The following is an 18427-nucleotide window of genomic DNA, read 5'->3' on the forward strand; positions in this document are numbered from 1 at the left end:
CTCCCACATGGGCGATTGCATTTCAGGGTCGAGTTGCTTGATCCAGCGCCACGCCGGCGCCGACCAGGCCGGAATACGGCGCGGTCACCAGCCACACCGGGATGCCTTTGAAGTAATCGCTCATGCAGCCTTTGTCGGCGAAGCAGCGGGCGAAGCCGCTGGCGAGGAAGAAATCGGCGAAGCGTGGAATCACCCCGCCAACGATAAACACCCCGCCGCGCGCGCCGGTGGTGAGCACGTTGTTGCCGGCAACGCGGCCGAGCCAGCAGCAGAATTGCTCGAGCACTTCCAAAGCAATCGGGTCACCGGCCAGGCCGGCGGCGGTGATCGCTTCCGGCGTTTCAAGCTTCGGCTCATGACCATCCACCGCGCAGATCGCCCGGTACAGTCGAGGCAGGCCGCCGCCGCTCAACGCGGTTTCCGCGCTGACATGGCCGATCTCGTTGTAGATGTGTTGCCAGAGTTGCGTTTCGCGCGGGCTGCTCAGCGGCAGGTCGACGTGACCACCCTCGCCCGGCAACGCGGCAAAGCGTCCTTCGCCGAGATCGAGCAAGGTGCCGACACCCAGGCCAGTGCCCGGGCCGATCACCACTGCCGGACGCAGAGGCTCCGGCGTACCTTCGCAAACCACGCGGAATTCGCCGGGCTGCAAGCGGGTCATGCCCAGCGCCATCGCCGAGAAGTCGTTGGTCAGCAACAACTGCTCGACCTGCAAGGTCTTGCAGAACGCGCTGCGGCTGAGCCGCCAGTGATTGTTGGTGAACTTGAATTCATCGCCACTCACCGGACCTGCCACCGACAGGCACACCGAGCCGATCGAGCCCGGCGCCAGACCGAGCCCGCTCAGGTACAGAGCGATTGCCTCTTCCGGACTGGCAAAGTCGGCCGTGGCCAGCACCTGAACCGATTGCAGTTGCTGGTTTTGCCACAACGCGAACCGCGCGTTGGTGCCTCCGATGTCACCGACCAAAGCCAGTTTCAATTAAGCGTCTCCAGGGCAGAAGTGAAGGCGCTGGCGCCCTGCTCCGCCGAGCTGAAGGCCATGCGCATGAAGCCAAACAGCTCACGGCCGCTGCCAATGTTGTTGCCCAACAGGCCTTTGGCGGGTTCGCGCGCTGCAAATTCGGCGGCGTCGACCTTCAGTTCCAAGGTGCCTTTGACGCCATCGACGCGGATGATATCGCCCTCTTGCACGCGCGCCAAAGCGCCACCGACATAAGCTTCCGGGCTGACGTGAATCGCTGCGGGGATTTTCCCCGACGCGCCGGACATGCGCCCGTCAGTCACCAATGCCACTTTGAAGCCGCGATCCTGCAACACGCCAAGGAACGGCGTCATCTTGTGCAGCTCGGGCATGCCGTTGGAACGCGGGCCCTGGAAGCGCATCACGGCGACAAAATCCTTCTCCAGCAGACCGGCCTTGAATGCGTCCGCCAGGTCCTGCTGATCCTGGAACACCATCGCCGGTGCTTCGACGATCTGGTTCTCCAGCGCAACGGCAGAAACCTTCATCACCCCGCGACCGAGGTTGCCTTCCATCACCCGCAAGCCGCCCTCTTGCGAGAACGCACGGGACACCGGACGCAGGATGTTTTCGTCGAGGCTGTCGGTCGGGCCTTCGCGCCAGACCAGCTCGCCGTTATCGAGGAACGGCTCTTTGGTGTACTGGCTCAGGCCATGACCGAGCACAGTGTTGACGTCTTCATGCAGCAGGCCGGCGCCGAGCAGTTCGCGGATCAGGAACGACATGCCGCCCGCTGCCTGGAAGTGGTTGATGTCGGCCTTGCCGTTCGGATAGACGTGGCTCAAGGTCGGCACGACTTCGGAGAGGTCGGCCATGTCCTGCCAAGTCAGTTGAATGCCAGCGGCCATGGCGATGGCCGGCATGTGCAGGGTGTGGTTGGTCGAGCCGCCGGTGGCGTGCAGGGCAACGATGGAGTTGACCAGCGCTTTCTCGTCGACGATTTCGCCGATCGGCATGAAGTTGCCGTTCTGCTTGGTCAGGCGCGTGACCTGATGCGCGGCTTCGCGGGTCAGCGCGTCGCGCAGCGGCGTGTTCGGGTTGACAAAAGAGGCGCCCGGCAGGTGCAGGCCCATGACTTCCATCAGCAACTGGTTGGTGTTGGCGGTGCCGTAGAAGGTGCAGGTGCCCGGGCTGTGGTAGGACTTCATCTCCGATTCCAGCAGCTCTTCGCGGGTGGCCTTGCCTTCGGCGTACTTCTGGCGGACGTCGGCTTTTTCCTTGTTGGAAATCCCCGAAACCATCGGCCCGCCCGGGACGAAGATCGTCGGCAAATGGCCGAAGCGCAGCGAACCCATCATCAGGCCCGGGACGATCTTGTCGCAGATGCCGAGCATCAGCGCGCCGTCGAACATGTTGTGCGACAGCGCCACGGCGGTCGACATGGCGATCACTTCGCGGCTCGGCAGGCTCAGTTCCATGCCCGGCTCGCCTTGGGTCACGCCATCGCACATCGCCGGAGTGCCGCCGGCGAACTGGCCGACCGAGCCGATTTCGCGCAGGGCGTTCTTGATCTGTTGTGGAAAGACTTCGTACGGCTGGTGCGCCGAAAGCATGTCGTTATACGAAGACACAATGGCGATGTTCGCCGAGTTCATCATCCGCAGGCTGTGCTTGTCTTCAGTGCCGCAACCGGCCACGCCGTGGGCGAAGTTGGCGCATTGCAGCTTGCCGCGCATCGGGCCGTCGGTGGCGGCGCCGCGAATCAATGCAAGGTAAGCCTGACGCGTGGCGCGGCTGCGGGCGATAAGCCGTTCGGTGACCTCAAGAACGCGGGGATGCATGTGTAGAACTCCAGGCTAACGGATGTGGCGACCTGATTGTCTATGCTGATCAAACGCCGTTGTTGTTGGAATGACAGACGGCTTTTTTGACCATTCGGACCAGTTGATTCAGGTCACTCGTTGTAGATAAAACAAAATATTGCCACTAAAAAGGCTTGTTTTCTATTTTTATGCGAATAATCTTGTAATTCCAACAACAAAACGACGGCGGCGCTGTTCCATGACTCTTCGAATCGCAATCAATGGTTTTGGCCGCATCGGCCGTAATGTCCTGCGCGCACTGTATACCCAAGGCTATCGTCAAGACCTGCAGATCGTCGCGATCAACGATCTGGGTGACAGTTCGATCAATGCCCATCTGCTCAAATACGACACCGTCCACGGCACTTTCGACGCCGAAGTGGCGCACGATAACGAAAGCCTGACGGTCAATGGCGACCGCATCGCGGTCAGCGCCATTCGCAACCCGGCCGACCTGCCGTGGGCCGCTGAAAAAATCGACGTAGTGTTCGAATGCACCGGTCTGTTCACCGACCGTGCCAAAGCCGCCGCGCATATCAGCGCCGGCGCCCGCAAGGTGATCATTTCTGCCCCGGCCAAAGGCGCCGACGCCACCGTCGTTTATGGCGTCAACCACGACATTCTGCGTCAGTCGCACCAGATCATTTCCAACGCTTCGTGCACCACCAACTGCCTCGCGCCAGTGGCGCAGGTGCTGCATCGCGAGTTGGGCATCGAAAGCGGCCTGATGACCACCATCCACGCCTACACCAACGACCAGAACCTCACCGACGTCTATCACAGCGACCCGTACCGTGCCCGCTCGGCCACGCAGAACATGATCCCGAGCAAGACCGGCGCAGCCGAAGCGGTAGGCCTGGTGCTGCCGGAACTGGCGGGCAAACTGACCGGCATGGCTGTGCGCGTACCGGTGATCAACGTGTCGCTGGTCGACCTCACCGTGCAACTGAAGAAAGAAGCCAGTGCCGACGAAGTCAACGCCCTGCTGAAAGCGGCCAGCCAGCATTCGAAGATTCTCGGTTACAACACCTTGCCGCTGGTTTCCAGCGACTTCAACCACAACCCGCTGTCGTCGATCTTCGACGCCAACCACACCAAAGTCAGCGGCAAGTTGCTGAAAGTGCTGGCCTGGTACGACAACGAATGGGGCTTCTCCAACCGCATGCTGGATAACTGCCTGGCATTGTGTAACGCCGAGTAATTGCGGCTAGCCCAATCCCTGTGGGAGCGAGCCTGCTCGCGAAAGCTATCTGTCAGTCAATATGGGAGCTGACTGACACGACGCCTTCGCGAGCAGGCTCGCTCCCACAGCGACATGCATGGCAGTCGATGAAATCAGCACTTGACCATTCAGCTGGATGATAAGCATTATCATTCGCTCGAAATGGATCAGGTCCTCCCGTGAGTCAATCGCGCTTCAACCACGTCTTCCTCGCCCAGCGCACTTCCCTGCTGCGCACGCTGGAACGGATGGTCAACAATCACAGCACCGCTGAAGACCTGTTGCAGGAGACCTACCTGCGCGTGACCCGGGCGTTGAGCGAACGGGCCATCGATCACCTTGAACCCTTTGTCTTCCAGACCGCGCGCAATCTGGCGCTGGATCATTTGCGTGCGCGCAAGATTCATGCGCGTACCATGGTCGACGACGTGCCGCAAGATGTCGTGCAGAGCATCGCCGCGCCCGCCAGCAGCGCCGAAGACGCCGCCCATGCCGAACAATTGCTGGAGCGTTTGAACGTGAGCCTCAGCCAACTCAGCCCGCGCCAGCAGCAGATCTTCATCCTCAGCCGTTTGCACGGCCACAGCTATCAGGAAATCGCTGATGAACTTGATGTTTCGCTGAGCACCGTGCAGAAGGAACTGAAACTGATCATGTCGATCTGCATCGGCGTTGCCGAACGACATAACGGCAGCGGCAAGTTTTGAGCTGCAAGCTACAAGTAAAAACAAAAAGCAGTATTGCATCCGGCTTGCAGCTTGCAGCTTGAAGCTAGAAACTGCTTCGCCAGAAGCCCTGAGGAACCACCGTGACGGACACCCACCGCTCGCCTTCGCCCGATTCGGCGCGGGACGCTGCAGCTGCAATGGACCAGGCGCTGGACTGGCTCATCGTGCTCGGCAGCCCGGATGAGGAACAGACCCGGCAATTTCATGCCTGGCTGGCGGCTGATCCGTTGAATGCCGAGGCGTTCGCCAAGGCCCAGGCGATCTGGGATGGCCCGCAAGTCGCGCTGTGCGCCGAAGCCCTGGCGGCAAAACCGGTAAAAATCACTTTTCTCAAACGCTTGCGCCCGCATTGGAAACCGCTGGCTACCGCTGCGGTGCTGATCCTCGGGCTGTTCAGTTTCAGCAACCTGCCGATGCGCATTCAAGCGGATCACCTCACCGTGGTCGGCGAGCGTCAGCGGCTGCAACTGGAGGACGGCTCGAAGGTCCTGCTCAATACCAACTCGGCGTTTTCCAGCACCATCAACGATCAACAGCGCGTGGCGCGGCTGTTTCAGGGCGAGGCGTTTTTCGAGATCGCCAGCGGGCGCAATCAGCCGCTGGAGATCGACGCAGGCCCGGTGCAGGCAAGCGTGCACGACACCGCATTCGCCGTGCGCTACCTCGACGGGGTCGCACAAGTGAACGTGCAGCGCGGCGATGTCGATCTGCGCGCCACCCACAACGATGCCCGGGTGCGCCTGCGTGCCGGGGAAAGCATTCGCATCGGCCCCAACGGATTTGATCGCCCGGCCAAGCTCGACGCCAATGCCGATCTGGCCTGGGTTGAAGGCCGTCTGGTGTTCGAGAACTGCCCGCTGAATCAGGTGCTGGCCGAGCTGCGCCGCTACTATCCGGGCTGGATCATCAACAACAACGAGCAATTGGCCGACGTCGCCGTCACCGGCAATTACCGTCTCGACCAGCCGCTCGACGTGGTCCGCTCCCTCGCCCACATCACCTCGGCACGCCTGCAGGAATTCCCTGCGCTGGTGATTCTGAACTGAATGAGAATTATTTTTACTCGATAGCCAATGGCAGTACGTCTCGTTATAGCCAATGCAATTGATTCGCATCTAACCATGCCGATCAGCACCTATAAAGATTCGTGCGACACGGAGCGCTATCGATGTCCTCACGCCTTACCCGCCAGACTGCTTCCCCTTCCCGCGTACTGTCGCTGCTGACTGCGGCCATCCTCATGGCTGGCACCGCACCGCTGCTGGCGGCCACCGAACAACCGGCGCGCAACATGGGCGCTTACGCCTTCGCCATCGGCCAGCAACCGCTGGTTTCGGCATTGAATGCCTTTACCGCCGTGACCGGTTGGCAGGTCGGCTTGCCGGCCGAGTTGGGGCAGAACGTCTCGTCGCCCGGCGTGCGTGGTTCACTGCCGCCGGAGAAAGCCCTCGAGCGCCTGTTGGTGGGGACCAACCTGAGCTTTCGCAAACTGAGCAACAACAATGTCGTGCTGGAAAAACGCAACAGCAGCGGCACCCTCAATCTCGATCAGGTGACCATCAGCGCCACTCGCCAGGAACAGTCGGTCAACAGCGTGCCCTCGACGGTCAGCGTGCATGATCGCCAAGCGCTTGACCGCAACAACGTCAACACCATCAAGGATCTGGTGCGCTACGAGCCGGGCGTTTCCGTTGGCGGTGCCGGCCAGCGTGGCGGCATCAGTGGCTACAACATTCGCGGTATCGACGGCGACCGCATCCTGACCCAGGTCGATGGCGTGGAGATTCCCAACGGCTTCTTCAACGGCCCCTACGCCAAAAGCCAGCGCAACTACGTCGATCCGGAAATCGTCAAACGCGTGGAGATTCTCCGTGGCCCGGCCTCGGTGCTGTACGGCAGCAACGCCATTGGTGGCGCGGTCAGCTACTACACGCTGGATGCCGACGACATCATCAAACCGGGCAAGGATGTCGGCGCACGCTTGAAAAGCGGTTACAGCTCCGCAGACGACAGCTGGCTGAAATCCGCCACCGTCGCCGGGCGCAGCGGTGAGTTCGACGGTCTGCTGCATTACAGCCAGCGCGACGGACACGAAACCGAGTCCTTCGGCGGCAACAACGGCACCGGCCTTGCGCGCACCGCCGCCAACCCGGAAGACGTGCGCGCGAGCAACGTCCTGGCCAAGCTCGGCTGGAACTACAACGACGATTCGCGCCTGGGCCTGACCTACGAAAAGTACAAGGATGATCGCGACACCGACCAGAAAAGTGCTTACGGTGGACCGTATGTCAACGGCGCGCCGACCATCCCGAGCAGCATCCTGCCCGGCGGCATGTACCAGTGGCGCACCGATAACGACACCATTACTCGCGAGCGTTTCGGTATCGAACACTCGTTCGCCCTCGACAGCCTGCTGGCCGATAACGTCAAGTGGAGCCTCAATCACCAGATCGCCAAGACCGACCAGAGCACCGAGGAGTTGTACTACCCGATCACCCGTAAAGTGCTGCGTACCCGCGACACGATCTACGAAGAAAAACAGTGGGTGTTCGACGCGCAACTGGACAAGGCCTTCGCCATCGGTGACACCGATCACCTGCTGACTTACGGCACCACGATCAAACAGCAGAAAGTCACCGGCTCACGCAGCGGCGACGGCACATGCGTGGCCGTCGGTCGCGGCTGCACGGCGATTGGCGCGACCAGTGCGGCGGACGTGCTGGCCAAGGCCTCTGATTTCCCCGATCCGACCATCAACACCTACAGCCTGTTCGCCCAGGATCAGATCAGCTGGAACGACTGGACCTTCCTGCCGGGCCTGCGCTACGACTACACCCAGCTCAAGCCGCACATCACCGAGGAATTCCTCAACACCGTGAACGCCGACGGCCAGGGCACGGTCAGCGACAAGAACAAGACCTGGCACAAAGTCTCGCCAAAATTCGGCCTGACCTATGCACTGACGGACAACTACACCTGGTACGGCCAGTACGCCGAAGGCTTCCGCACGCCCACGGCAAAATCGCTGTACGGGCGTTTCGAGAACAACACCACCGGCTACACCGTGGCGCCCAACTCCGACCTTGAGCCGGAAAAAAGCAAAGGTTTCGAAACCGGCCTGCGCGGGAATTTCGAGCAGGGCTCGTTCGACGTCGCGGTGTTCTATAACAAGTACCGCGACTTCATCAACGAGGATGCGGTCAAGCCGGGCGACGATGAGTTGACCTTCCAGAGCAACAACATCAAGCGCGCCACCATCAAGGGCGCAGAAGTCAAAGGTCGCTTGAATCTGGACGCGTTCGGCGCGCCGCAAGGCCTGTATACCCAAGGCTCGATCGCCTACGCCTACGGGCGCAACAACGACAGCGGCGAGCCGATCAACAGTGTCAATCCGCTCACCGGCGTATTCGGCCTCGGTTACGACCAGGACAACTATGGCGGCCTGCTGAGCTGGACCGTGGTGAAGAAAAAGGACCGCGTCGACGACAGCAACTTCAAGTCGCCGGACGGCGTCAGCAGTCAGTTCAAGACCCCGGGCTTCGGCATTCTCGATCTGGCCGGCTATTACAAGGTGACCGACGACGTCACCGTCAGCGGCGGCGTCTACAACCTGACCGACAAGAAATACTGGCTGTGGGATGACGTGCGCGGTTACGACAGCGTCGGCGAAGCCTCGGTGACGCAACCGGCCAACCTCGATCGGCTGACCCAACCGGGACGCAACTTCGCGATCAACCTGATCTGGGACATCTGATCGGCCCGGCTCACTGCGTGCGTTCGCGCCACGCAGTGAGGTTTTTTTACTGTCCGGCACCTGCCCGTACGTCTTGTTATCAAGCGCCTCATTTATCAAGGACACCCCATGACCGCCCCGGAAAAAGCCCTGCGTTCACAACGCCTGAACCAGATCACCCATGAGCCGCACAGCAAACTCGATGCGCTGGTCAAAGCCCACGCACCATTCGAAACCCGCGCCAGCTTCGCCCGTTTCGTCGTCGCGCAATACCTGTTCCAGGCGGAACTGGTCGAGCTGTACAACGATGCCGAACTGACCGCGATCGTCCCGGATCTTCCAGCCCGTTGCCGCGCCGAAGCCGCCAAGGCTGACCTCGCCGACCTCGACACCGAAGTCCCGGCGCCGGTGGCCGGCGCGCTGAAAAACCCGAGCAAGGCGCGAGCGCTGGGCTGGATCTTTGTTTCCGAGGGTTCCAAGCTCGGCGCGGCGTTCCTGATCAAGCGCGCGGTGGCACTGGAGCTGAGCGAAAGCTTCGGTGCCCGGCATCTGGCTGAACCGCAAGGTGGCCGCGCCGAGGGCTGGAAAAGCTTTGTGCGCACCCTCGATGCGTTGCCGTTCACGGCAGAGGAAGAAGCGGAAGTTGAGCAAGGTGCACTGGATGCGTTCAATCGCTTTACCGTGCTGCTGGAACGGGCTTATGCCATAGAAGCCGAAGTAGCCTGAAGCAACTCTTATCCCTTGTGGGAGCGAGCCTGCTCGCGAAGACGGCAGCACATTCAACATCAATGTGCCTGATCAACCGCTTTCGCGAGCAGGCTCGCTCCCACAGGGCTCACCACAAATCTGTAAGATCCCCGTTCCGCTTCAGAAGCCGCCGCTGAGCCATGCCCGCACCCGCCCCATCAAAACTCGCCCGTCTGCTGTTCGGCCTGCTGGCCTATGTCAGCCTTGGCATCGGCCTGATTGCCATTGCCGTGCCCGGCCTGCCGACCACCGAGTTCATCCTCCTTGCCGCGTGGGCCGCGACCCGCAGTTCGCCGCGCTTGAGTGCCTGGCTGGAAAATCATCGCCTGTTCGGGCCGATCCTCAGTAACTGGCGCAACGGCAGGATCATCGCGCGCAAGGCCAAGCTCAGTGCCACCGTCAGCATGCTGCTGTGTGCGACGTTGATGCTGGTGATGCTCGATCACGGCTGGCCGATCTATCTGGCGATTGCCGGCATGGCCATGGGCAACCTGTGGATCTGGTCGCGCCCGGAGACGCCCGTCGCGGTAGTGAAACATCCCTGTAATTAAAGCCTTTTCAGCACTTTCCCCTGCGCAAACGTTTAGCAGCGACCGTCCGTCGGCAAGCGCCTCATGCCGTTTCGCTTTACGCCGATGAGGATTGAATGGCGCTGAATGGATTTGGCAAACCGGGCTTCCGGCCCAGCCACCTGTTTATTCCATTCGCGAGATCGCCCATGTTCGACGCCCTTTCCATTCGACTGAAAATTGTCCTGCTCTCCGGCCTGTGCCTGCTCGGTGTGGTGGCGCTGATTGTCAGCATGAACATCTACCAGACCAACCAGAACGACGCGCTGGTCAGTCAATCCAGCAACCAGTTGCTCACCGCCAGCGTGCAGAACCTGCTGCAGGCCAAGGCCGCCGAACAGGCGGTGCGGGTGCAGAAAACCTTTGGTGAAAGCCTGCTCGTGGTCACCGCCCTCGCCGATCAGATCAAGGATCTGCGGACGATGGCCGCCAAGCGTTCACTCGAAGCCGGCGCCGTTCGGGAAGAGTTGAACCAGAGTCTGAAAACCGCTTTCGAGCGCAACGATAAAGTCCTTGGCATCTGGCTCGCCTTCGAACCCAACGGCCTCGACGGCAAGGACAGCGAATTCGCCAACGATGCCGCGCGGCAGTCCAACGAAGCCGGGCGCTTCGCCTCGTACTGGAGCCGTGCCGCCGGCGCCGCGCTGAATACGATCATGGTCGAAGACGACCTGACCAAAACCACCCTCAGCGTCAGCGGTACGCCGTACAACAGTTGGTACACCTGCCCTCGCGACAACAAACGCACCTGCCTGCTCGACCCGTATGCCGACACCGTCGGTGGCAAGGAAATGCTCATGACGACCATTTCCGTGCCGCTGCTGGTGGATGGCAAAGCGATCGGCGTGGTCGGTGTCGACATCGCGCTCGACGCCCTGCAAGCCGCCGCCGTCGACTCGCAGCGCAGCCTGTTCAACAACGCCGGGCACATGCTGATCGTCTCCGGCAGCGGTGTGCTGGCGGCCGACAGTGCTGACGCGACGCGGGTCGGCAAAAAAATCAGCGATACCCTCGGCGCTGACGGCCAAGATGTATTGCAACTGGTCGGCAGCGGTACGGCGAAAATCCTCGAACAGGGCGAGCTGATTCGCGCGATTTACCCGGTCGACCCGATCGGCAATTCGCGCGCCTGGGGCGTGGTCATCGACCTGCCGGAGCAAGTGCTGCTGGCCGATTCGGTAAAGCTGCAAGCGGTACTCGATGACGCGCAACACACCGGCGTGATCACTGCCCTGCTGGTAGCGGGCTTGGCCGGTCTGGTCGGCCTGCTGCTGATCTGGCTTACCGCCTCCGGCGTCACCCGTCCGATCAACAGCGTTGCCGAGATGCTGAAGAACATCGCCAGCGGCGAAGGCGATCTGACCCAGCGCCTGAACTACAGCAAGAAAGACGAGCTCGGCGAACTGGTGAACTGGTTCAACCGCTTCCTCGACAAGCTTCAGCCGACCATCGCGCAGATCAAACAGAGCATCACCGAAGCGCGCGGCACGGCTGATCAGTCATCGGAAATTGCCCGCCAGACCAGCGAAGGCATGCAGGTGCAGTTCCGCGAGATCGATCAGGTCGCCACCGCGTCCAACGAAATGAGCGCCACTGCCCACGACGTCGCCAACAGTGCCTCGAACGCCGCCAACGCCGCCAAGGGTGCCGATCAGTCGGCGAAGGACGGCATGGCGATCATCGAGCGCAGCACCCGCGACATCAATCAACTCGCCGATGAGGTCAGCAAAGCAGTGACCGAGGTCGAAGCGCTGGCAGTGAACAGCGAGCAGATCGGTTCGGTGCTGGAAGTGATCCGCAGCATCGCCGAACAGACCAACCTGCTGGCCCTCAATGCCGCCATCGAAGCCGCCCGCGCCGGCGAAAGCGGTCGCGGTTTTGCCGTGGTCGCCGACGAGGTGCGCAACCTGGCCAAACGCACGCAGGATTCGGTGGAAGAAATCCGCATCGTCATCGAGCGCATCCAGACCGGCACCCGTGGCGTGGTCGCGACCATGCACTCGAGCCAGACCCAGGCGCACAACAACGCCGGGCAGATTCGTCAGGCCGTTGATGCGCTGGGCAAGATCAGCGACGCGGTGACGGTGATCAGCGACATGAACCTGCAGATCGCCAGCGCCGCCGAAGAGCAAAGCGCCGTGGCCGAAGAGGTCAACCGCAACGTCTCGGCGATTCGCACCGTCACCGAAACCCTGACCGAGCAGGCCACCGAATCGGCAGCGATCAGCAGCCAGCTCAACAGCCTGGCGAGCCAGCAGATGAAATTGATGGATCAGTTTCGCGTGTAACAATCCAGCATCGATCGTTCCCACGCTCCGCGTGGGAATGCATCAAGGGACGCTCCGCGTTCCAGCTTTCGATTGGGACGCAGAGCGTCCCGGGCGGCATTCCCACGCGGAGCGTGGGAACGATCCTCAATCCAGCCCGGTTATGTTTTGCACTATCATCGCCCTCTCGTTCCGGAGGGCCTTCGATGACTGATCAGCTCACGTCCATCCAAACCGCACTCGACCTGCCTCGCACGCCAATCCCCTTCATCGGTGACGGCGCGCTGCCCTCGGCCTTCGCCGTGACCGAGCTGGCCTGCGCCAGCATCGCCGCTGCCGGGCAAGCGCTCAGCGAATTGCTTCACCAGCAAACCGGGCACTTGCCTGCGGTTGCAGTCGACCGCCGTCTGGCCTCGTTGTGGTTCTCCACCTCGCTGCGCCCGATCGGCTGGCAGGTGCCGCCGTTATGGGATGCGATCGCCGGCGACTATGCGACCCGGGACGGCTGGATCCGTCTGCACACCAATGCCCCGCATCACCGCGCCGCCGCTGAACGCGTGCTCGGCGCCTGCGCCGATCGTGCCGCAATGGCGGCGAAAGTCGCGCAATGGGACAGTGCGGATCTGGAACAAGCAGTGGTCGACGCCAACGGCTGCGCCGCCGAAATGCGCAGTTGGGCGCAGTGGCAGCAGCATCCGCAAGGGCTGGCGGTGAATGCCGAAGCGCTGGTGCAGTTCATCGAGCAGACGGACGAGAACCGCAGCCCATGGCAAGGTTCGATCGCACGGCCTCTGGCCGGGATCAAAGTGCTCGATCTGACCCGCGTCCTCGCCGGCCCCACCGCCAGCCGCTTTCTCGCCGGGCTCGGCGCCAACGTCTTGCGCATCGATCCACCGAGCTGGAACGAACCCGGTGTGGTCCCGGAAATGACCGTGGGCAAACGCTGTGCGCGACTGGATCTGCAAGTGCCAGCGGATCGCGCAGTGTTCGAAGGTTTATTGCAAGACGCCGACATTTTGCTCCACGGCTACCGCGCCGATGCGCTGGAACATCTGGGGTTTGGTATTGAACGTCGAAGGCAACTGGCACCGGGGCTGATCGATGTCTGCCTCAATGCCTACGGCTGGAGCGGCCCCTGGCAGAACCGCCGGGGTTTCGACAGCCTGGTGCAGATGAGCAGCGGCATCGCCGAGGCCGGACAGCATTGGAAGCACAGCGATAAACCGACGCCGCTGCCGGTGCAGGCGCTGGATCATGCGACCGGGTATCTGATGGCGGCGAGTGCGATCAGATTGCTGACTGAACGACTGGCCAACGGTCGCGGGGGCTCGGCGCGGTTGTCGCTGGCGCGTACGGCGAAACTCTTGCTCAAGGATGGGCCGGGGACGCATGACCCGCTGCGGGCCGAAGAAGCGCTGGATCAGGATCCAGCGATTGAACACACCGCGTGGGGGCCGGCGCGGAGATTGCGCGTACCGGTGCAGATCAGCGGGGCGGCGGTGCGGTGGGATTGGCCGGCCGCGGAGTTGGGCTCGCATCCTCCGTGTTGGCCATGAGAAGCCCCTCACCCTAGCCCTCTCCCAGAGGGAGAGGGGACTGATTGGGGGATATTGGAGAGTTACGCCGACGTGAAAGATTTTCGTCGAATCCATAATCGACTCGATCGCTCAGGTCGATGTATAGCGCCAGACAGCTCGGTCGGTCCCCTCTCCCTCTGGGAGAGGGCTAGGGTGAGGGGCTGCTTTTCAGATCACAACGACAATACCCCGCTATACAACCCATACGCCGCCAGCCCCGCCCCGATCACCACGCACGCAAAAATCCCTTTCTCCACCGTGGTAAAAACCGGCTGCCCCTGTTCATGCTTGGCCTTGGCAAACAGAATCACCCCCGGCGCATACAGCAGCGCCGACAGCAGCAGATACTTCACCCCACCGGCATACAACAGCCACACCGCGTAAACCAGGGCGATGCCGCCAATCAGCAGATCCTTGGTGCGCTCGGCCGACGCGTGCTCGTAGGTTTCGCCGCGCCCGCTGAGCAGCACCGCGTAGGCCGCCGACCACAGGTACGGCACCAGAATCATTGACGAGGCCAGGTAGATCAGGCTGGTGTAAGTACCCGCCGAGAACAGTGTGATCAGCAGGAAAATCTGGATCATCACATTGGTCAGCCACAGCGCATTGACCGGCACGTGGTTCTTGTTTTCCTTCTTCAGGAACGCCGGCATGGTCTTGTCCTTGGCCGTGGCGAAAAGGATTTCCGCGCAGAGCAAGGCCCAGGACAACAATGCACCGAGCAGGGAAATCGCCAGCCCGACGCTGATCAGTAACGCACCCCACGGCCCGACGATGTGCTCGAGCACCGCTGCCAGTGAAGGGTTCTGCAGATTGGCCAGTTCCGGCTGGCTCATGATCCCCAGCGACAGCACGTTGACCAGTACCAGCAGCGCCAGCACGCCAAGAAACCCGATCACCGTGGCGCGGCCGACGTCGCTGCGTTTCTCCGCGCGGGCCGAATAGACGCTGGCGCCTTCGATGCCGATGAAGACGAACACGGTGACCAGCATCATGTTGCGCACCTGATCCATCACCCCGCCGAAGTTCGGGTTGCTGCGGCCCCAGATGTCGCGGGTGAAGATGTCAGCCTTGAATGCCACCGCAGCGATGACGATGAACATGATCAGCGGCACGACCTTGGCCACGGTGGTCAGCTGGTTGATCAGCGCCGCCTCCTTGATCCCGCGCATCACCAGAAAATGCACCGCCCACAACAGCACCGAAGCGCAGCCGATGGCGATCGGCGTGTTGCCCTGACCGAACACCGGGAAGAAATAGCCAAGGGTGCTGAACAGCAAGACAAAATAGCCGACGTTGCCCAGCCAGGCACTGATCCAGTAACCCCACGCTGATGAAAATCCCATGTAGTCGCCAAACCCGGCCTTGGCGTAGGCGTAGACGCCCGAGTCCAGCTCCGGCTTGCGATTGGCCAGGGTCTGAAAGACGAAGGCCAGCGTCAGCATGCCGATCGCGGTGATGCCCCAGCCGATCAGGATCGCCCCGGCATCGGCGCGCGCCGCCATGTTTTGCGGCAACGAGAAAATCCCCCCGCCGATCATCGACCCCACCACCAGCGCGATCAACGCACCAAGGCGCAGCTTTTGCGTCGGTTGCGACATGCAGATCTCCTTGAAAGAGTCGTTGTTGTTTATTTGTAACAACACCCGACTAAAAGCCTAAGGGTAGATGACGTTTATCAGGTAATGCCGAATCTCGCAGCGTTATATATAGCCGACCACGATAAGGCGTAGCACATTAAGTCAGTTTTGTGCGCCGATCTTGATTATTCGATTCTGTGCTGAAAACAGATGACCGACATTTGCCAATCGCTGAAAAGCAACTAGCGTCATAGTTCGAAAGCATTAATAGCTATTCCCGATTGTTTCAGCGAAATGGCTCTGGAATGGGCCTTTGAGGCTACAGCGTTATGCCCGCAACGGGCGCACAAGTCGTTCATTAACAATGGAATGTGACCATGCACTGATCCATGTCAGCTGTTCGAACAGACAACAGTACTAGGCTGTGAGCTCTCCTTTCCTGCAATGGAGTCATGCAAATGTCTGAAGCGCCCGGAAAACTAAGACTCGGTGCACTGGTTGCACTGGTAGTCGGTTCAATGATCGGTGGCGGGATATTTTCGTTGCCACAAAACATGGCCGCCAGCGCCGACGTCGGTGCAGTGCTGATCGGCTGGGCCATCACCGCAGTCGGCATGCTCACCCTCGCTTTCGTCTTTCAGACCCTCGCCAATCGCAAGCCTGACCTGGACGGCGGTGTCTACGCCTATGCCAAGGCTGGATTCGGCGACTACATGGGTTTCTCATCGGCCTGGGGCTACTGGATCAGCGCCTGGCTGGGCAACGTCGGCTACTTCGTTCTGCTGTTCAGCACCCTCGGCTATTTCTTTCCGATCTTCGGCGAAGGCAATACCCCAGCGGCGGTGATCGGCGCGTCCTTGCTGCTGTGGGGCGTGCATTTCCTGGTGTTGCGCGGGATCAAGGAAGCGGCGTTCATCAACCTGGTGACCACCGTCGCCAAGGTCGTGCCGCTGCTGCTGTTCGTGCTGATCGCAGTCTTCGCGTTCAGACTGGACATCTTCACCGCCGACATCTGGGGCGTGAAAAACCCTGATCTGGGCAGTGTGATGAACCAGGTGCGCAACATGATGCTGGTCACCGTCTGGGTGTTCATCGGCATCGAAGGCGCGAGCATCTTCTCCGCCCGCGCCGAGAAACGCTCGGACGTCGGCAAGGCCACCGTGATCGGCTTCATCACCGTGCTGCTGTTTCTGGTGCTGGTGAACGTGCTGTCGCTGGGCATCATGACCCAGCCGGAACTGGCGAAACTGCAGAACCCGTCGATGGCCGCCGTGCTTGAGCATGTGGTCGGTCACTGGGGTGCGGTGCTGATCAGCGTCGGCCTGATCATCTCGCTGCTCGGCGCGCTGCTGTCGTGGGTGCTGCTGTGTGCCGAGATCATGTTCGCCGCCGCCAAAGACCACACCATGCCGGAGTTTCTGCGCAAGGAAAACGCCAACCATGTGCCGGTCAACGCCCTGTGGCTGACCAACGCGATGGTGCAGGTGTTCCTGATCATCACCCTGTTCTCGGCCAGCACTTACCTGTCACTGATCTACCTCGCCACCTCGATGATTCTGGTGCCGTACCTGTGGTCGGCGGCCTATGCCCTGCTGCTGGCGGTGCGCGGCGAGAGCTACGAAGGCTTTGCCGCCGAGCGGCGCAAGGATCTGATCATCGGCGGTATCGCCCTGATCTATGCGGTGTGGTTGTTGTACGCCGGCGGGGTCAAGTACCTGCTGCTGTCGGCCCTGCTCTATGCGCCCGGCGCGATCCTGTTCGCCAAGGCCAAGCTGGAACTCAAACAACCGGTTTTCACCAACGTCGAGAAGCTGATTTTCGCCGCAGTGGTCGTGGGCGCCGTGGTGGCGGCCTACGGTCTCTACGATGGCTTCCTGACGCTGTAACCCCTGATTGAATTGTCATCTGGAGGAACACAGAAATGACCACGGAAAAAGTGAAGTACGGCGTCCACTCCGAAGCCGGGAAACTGCGTAAAGTCATGGTTTGCTCCCCAGGTCTGGCCCATCAGCGGCTGACCCCGAACAACTGCGATGAACTGCTGTTCGATGACGTGCTGTGGGTGGCGCAGGCCAAGCGCGATCACTTCGACTTCGTCACCAAGATGCGCGAGCGCGGCATCGACGTGGTGGAAATGCACAACCTGCTGACCGACATCGTCGCCATTCCCGAAGCGCTGGACTGGATCCTTGAGCGCAAGGTGACCGCCGACTCGGTGGGCCTGGGCCTGATCAGCGAAGTGAAATCCTGGCTGAAAAGCCTCGAGCCACGGCACATCGCCGAATTCCTGATTGGCGGCGTGTCGGCCGATGATCTGCCGGACAGCTTCGGTGGCAAGACCATCCAGATGTTCCGCGATTTCCTCGGCCACTCCAGCTTCATCCTGCCGCCGCTGCCCAACACCCAGTTCACCCGTGACACCACGTGCTGGATCTACGGGGGCGTGACGCTCAACCCGATGTACTGGCCGGCGCGCCGTCAGGAAACCCTGCTGACCACCGCCATCTACAAATTCCATCCGCAATTCACCAACGCCGAATTCGAGATCTGGTACGGCGACCCGGACAAGGACCACGGCAACTCAACGCTCGAGGGCGGCGACGTCATGCCGATCGGCAACGGTGTGGTACTGATCGGCATGGGCGAGCGTTCATCGCGTCAGGCCATCGGCCAACTGGCGCTGAACCTGTTCAACAACAAAGCGGTGGAAAAGGTCATCGTCGCCGGCCTGCCGAAGTCCCGCGCGGCAATGCACCTGGACACCGTGTTCAGCTTCTGCGACCGCGACCTGGTGACGATCTTCCCGGAAGTGGTCAACCAGATCGTCGCCTTCACCCTGCGCCCTGACGAAAGCAAACAGGGCGGCATCGACATCCGCCGCGAAGAAGGCAGCTTCCTCGACACCGTCGCTGCGGCGCTCAATCTGCCGAAACTGCGCGTGGTGGAAACCGGCGGCAACAGCTTCGCCGCCGAACGCGAGCAATGGGACGACGGCAACAACGTGGTGGCGATGGAGCCCGGCGTGGTCATCGGCTACGACCGCAACACCTACACCAACACCCTGCTGCGCAAGGCTGGCGTGGAGGTCATCACCATAAGCGCCGGCGAACTCGGCCGGGGCCGTGGCGGCGGCCACTGCATGACCTGCCCGATCATCCGCGACCCGATCGACTACTAA

At 61.3% G+C, this 18427-nt stretch carries 12 protein-coding genes and 2 pseudogenes; 11 read left to right on the forward strand and 3 right to left on the reverse strand.

What is annotated here, in order from left to right:
• Positions 1 to 22 precede the first annotated feature (22 nt).
• Together HU724_RS21820 and edd are read right to left on the reverse strand one after the other, a co-directional pair.
• Positions 23 to 982: a glucokinase gene (locus tag HU724_RS21820; RefSeq protein ID WP_186567667.1), complete on the reverse strand. Its 960-nt coding sequence runs from the start codon at positions 980 to 982 to the stop codon at positions 23 to 25.
• Entirely contained in the window at positions 979 to 2805 is a 1827-nt protein-coding gene (gene edd, locus HU724_RS21825) for a phosphogluconate dehydratase (protein ID WP_016773527.1), read from the reverse strand. Before edd ends, HU724_RS21820 begins: the two co-directional genes overlap by 4 nt.
• Before the next feature lie 220 nt (positions 2806 to 3025).
• On the opposite strand from edd, the gene gap reads away from it, so the two are divergent.
• The 9 genes and pseudogenes from gap (at position 3026) to HU724_RS21865 (ending at position 13648) form a co-directional block, all read left to right on the forward strand.
• A complete protein-coding gene (gap, locus tag HU724_RS21830; RefSeq protein ID WP_016773526.1) occupies positions 3026 to 4027 on the forward strand; it encodes a type I glyceraldehyde-3-phosphate dehydrogenase in 1002 nt (333 codons plus the stop codon).
• A gap of 200 nt (positions 4028 to 4227) precedes the next feature.
• Positions 4228 to 4755 (forward strand): RNA polymerase sigma factor, encoded by a 528-nt coding sequence (locus HU724_RS21835; RefSeq protein WP_016773525.1) that lies wholly within the window; start codon positions 4228 to 4230, stop codon positions 4753 to 4755.
• Positions 4756 to 4856: 101 nt separating this feature from the next.
• Positions 4857 to 5822 (forward strand): FecR family protein, encoded by a 966-nt coding sequence (locus HU724_RS21840; RefSeq protein WP_016773524.1) that lies wholly within the window; start codon positions 4857 to 4859, stop codon positions 5820 to 5822.
• Between the two features lie 122 nt (positions 5823 to 5944).
• On the forward strand, positions 5945 to 8530 hold the full coding sequence (locus HU724_RS21845) for a TonB-dependent receptor (protein WP_186567666.1): 2586 nt from the start codon (positions 5945 to 5947) through the stop codon (positions 8528 to 8530).
• A gap of 108 nt (positions 8531 to 8638) precedes the next feature.
• Complete coding sequence (locus tag HU724_RS21850) at positions 8639 to 9235, forward strand: biliverdin-producing heme oxygenase (protein ID WP_186567665.1); 597 nt, start codon at positions 8639 to 8641, stop codon at positions 9233 to 9235.
• Between the two features lie 161 nt (positions 9236 to 9396).
• Positions 9397 to 9807: a YbaN family protein gene (locus HU724_RS21855; protein WP_186567664.1), complete on the forward strand. Its 411-nt coding sequence runs from the start codon at positions 9397 to 9399 to the stop codon at positions 9805 to 9807.
• Positions 9808 to 10247: 440 nt separating this feature from the next.
• Positions 10248 to 11255 (forward strand): annotated as a pseudogene (locus HU724_RS28050) (methyl-accepting chemotaxis protein); the annotation flags it as partial.
• Between the two features lie 330 nt (positions 11256 to 11585).
• Positions 11586 to 12113: pseudogene (locus HU724_RS28055) on the forward strand (methyl-accepting chemotaxis protein); the annotation flags it as partial.
• A 185-nt stretch (positions 12114 to 12298) separates the two neighbouring features.
• Complete coding sequence (locus tag HU724_RS21865; RefSeq protein ID WP_186567662.1) at positions 12299 to 13648, forward strand: CoA transferase; 1350 nt, start codon at positions 12299 to 12301, stop codon at positions 13646 to 13648.
• 194 nt (positions 13649 to 13842) lie between these two features.
• On the opposite strand, the gene arcD (HU724_RS21870) is transcribed toward HU724_RS21865, so the two are convergent.
• Entirely contained in the window at positions 13843 to 15270 is a 1428-nt protein-coding gene (gene arcD, locus HU724_RS21870; RefSeq protein WP_122507699.1) for an arginine-ornithine antiporter, read from the reverse strand.
• 437 nt (positions 15271 to 15707) lie between these two features.
• Between arcD (HU724_RS21870) and arcD (HU724_RS21875) the strand changes: the two genes are divergently transcribed.
• The gene (gene arcD / locus HU724_RS21875) at positions 15708 to 17135 is read left to right on the forward strand and encodes an arginine-ornithine antiporter (RefSeq protein ID WP_016773517.1); all 1428 of its coding nucleotides are present in this window, start codon (positions 15708 to 15710) and stop codon (positions 17133 to 17135) included.
• Positions 17136 to 17170: 35 nt separating this feature from the next.
• Positions 17171 to 18427 carry an arginine deiminase gene (arcA, locus tag HU724_RS21880; RefSeq protein ID WP_016773516.1) on the forward strand — a complete coding sequence of 419 codons (1257 nt, stop codon included), beginning with the start codon at positions 17171 to 17173 and terminating at the stop codon, positions 18425 to 18427.

The organism is Pseudomonas iranensis (genome assembly GCF_014268585.2).
In the GTDB taxonomy this organism is placed as follows: domain Bacteria; phylum Pseudomonadota; class Gammaproteobacteria; order Pseudomonadales; family Pseudomonadaceae; genus Aquipseudomonas; species Aquipseudomonas iranensis.

What these genes read in the sequence shown, in the direction of transcription:
- edd (WP_016773527.1), bottom strand. Translation starts at nt 2,805, where the DNA reads ATGCATCCCCGCGTTCTTGAGGTCACCGAACGGCTTATCGCCCGCAGC.
- gap (WP_016773526.1), top strand. Translation starts at nt 3,026, where the DNA reads ATGACTCTTCGAATCGCAATCAATGGTTTTGGCCGCATCGGCCGTAAT.
- HU724_RS21845 (WP_186567666.1), top strand. Translation starts at nt 5,945, where the DNA reads ATGTCCTCACGCCTTACCCGCCAGACTGCTTCCCCTTCCCGCGTACTG.
- HU724_RS21850 (WP_186567665.1), top strand. Translation starts at nt 8,639, where the DNA reads ATGACCGCCCCGGAAAAAGCCCTGCGTTCACAACGCCTGAACCAGATC.
- HU724_RS21855 (WP_186567664.1), top strand. Translation starts at nt 9,397, where the DNA reads ATGCCCGCACCCGCCCCATCAAAACTCGCCCGTCTGCTGTTCGGCCTG.
- HU724_RS21865 (WP_186567662.1), top strand. Translation starts at nt 12,299, where the DNA reads ATGACTGATCAGCTCACGTCCATCCAAACCGCACTCGACCTGCCTCGC.
- arcD (WP_122507699.1), bottom strand. Translation starts at nt 15,270, where the DNA reads ATGTCGCAACCGACGCAAAAGCTGCGCCTTGGTGCGTTGATCGCGCTG.
- arcD (WP_016773517.1), top strand. Translation starts at nt 15,708, where the DNA reads ATGTCTGAAGCGCCCGGAAAACTAAGACTCGGTGCACTGGTTGCACTG.
- arcA (WP_016773516.1), top strand. Translation starts at nt 17,171, where the DNA reads ATGACCACGGAAAAAGTGAAGTACGGCGTCCACTCCGAAGCCGGGAAA.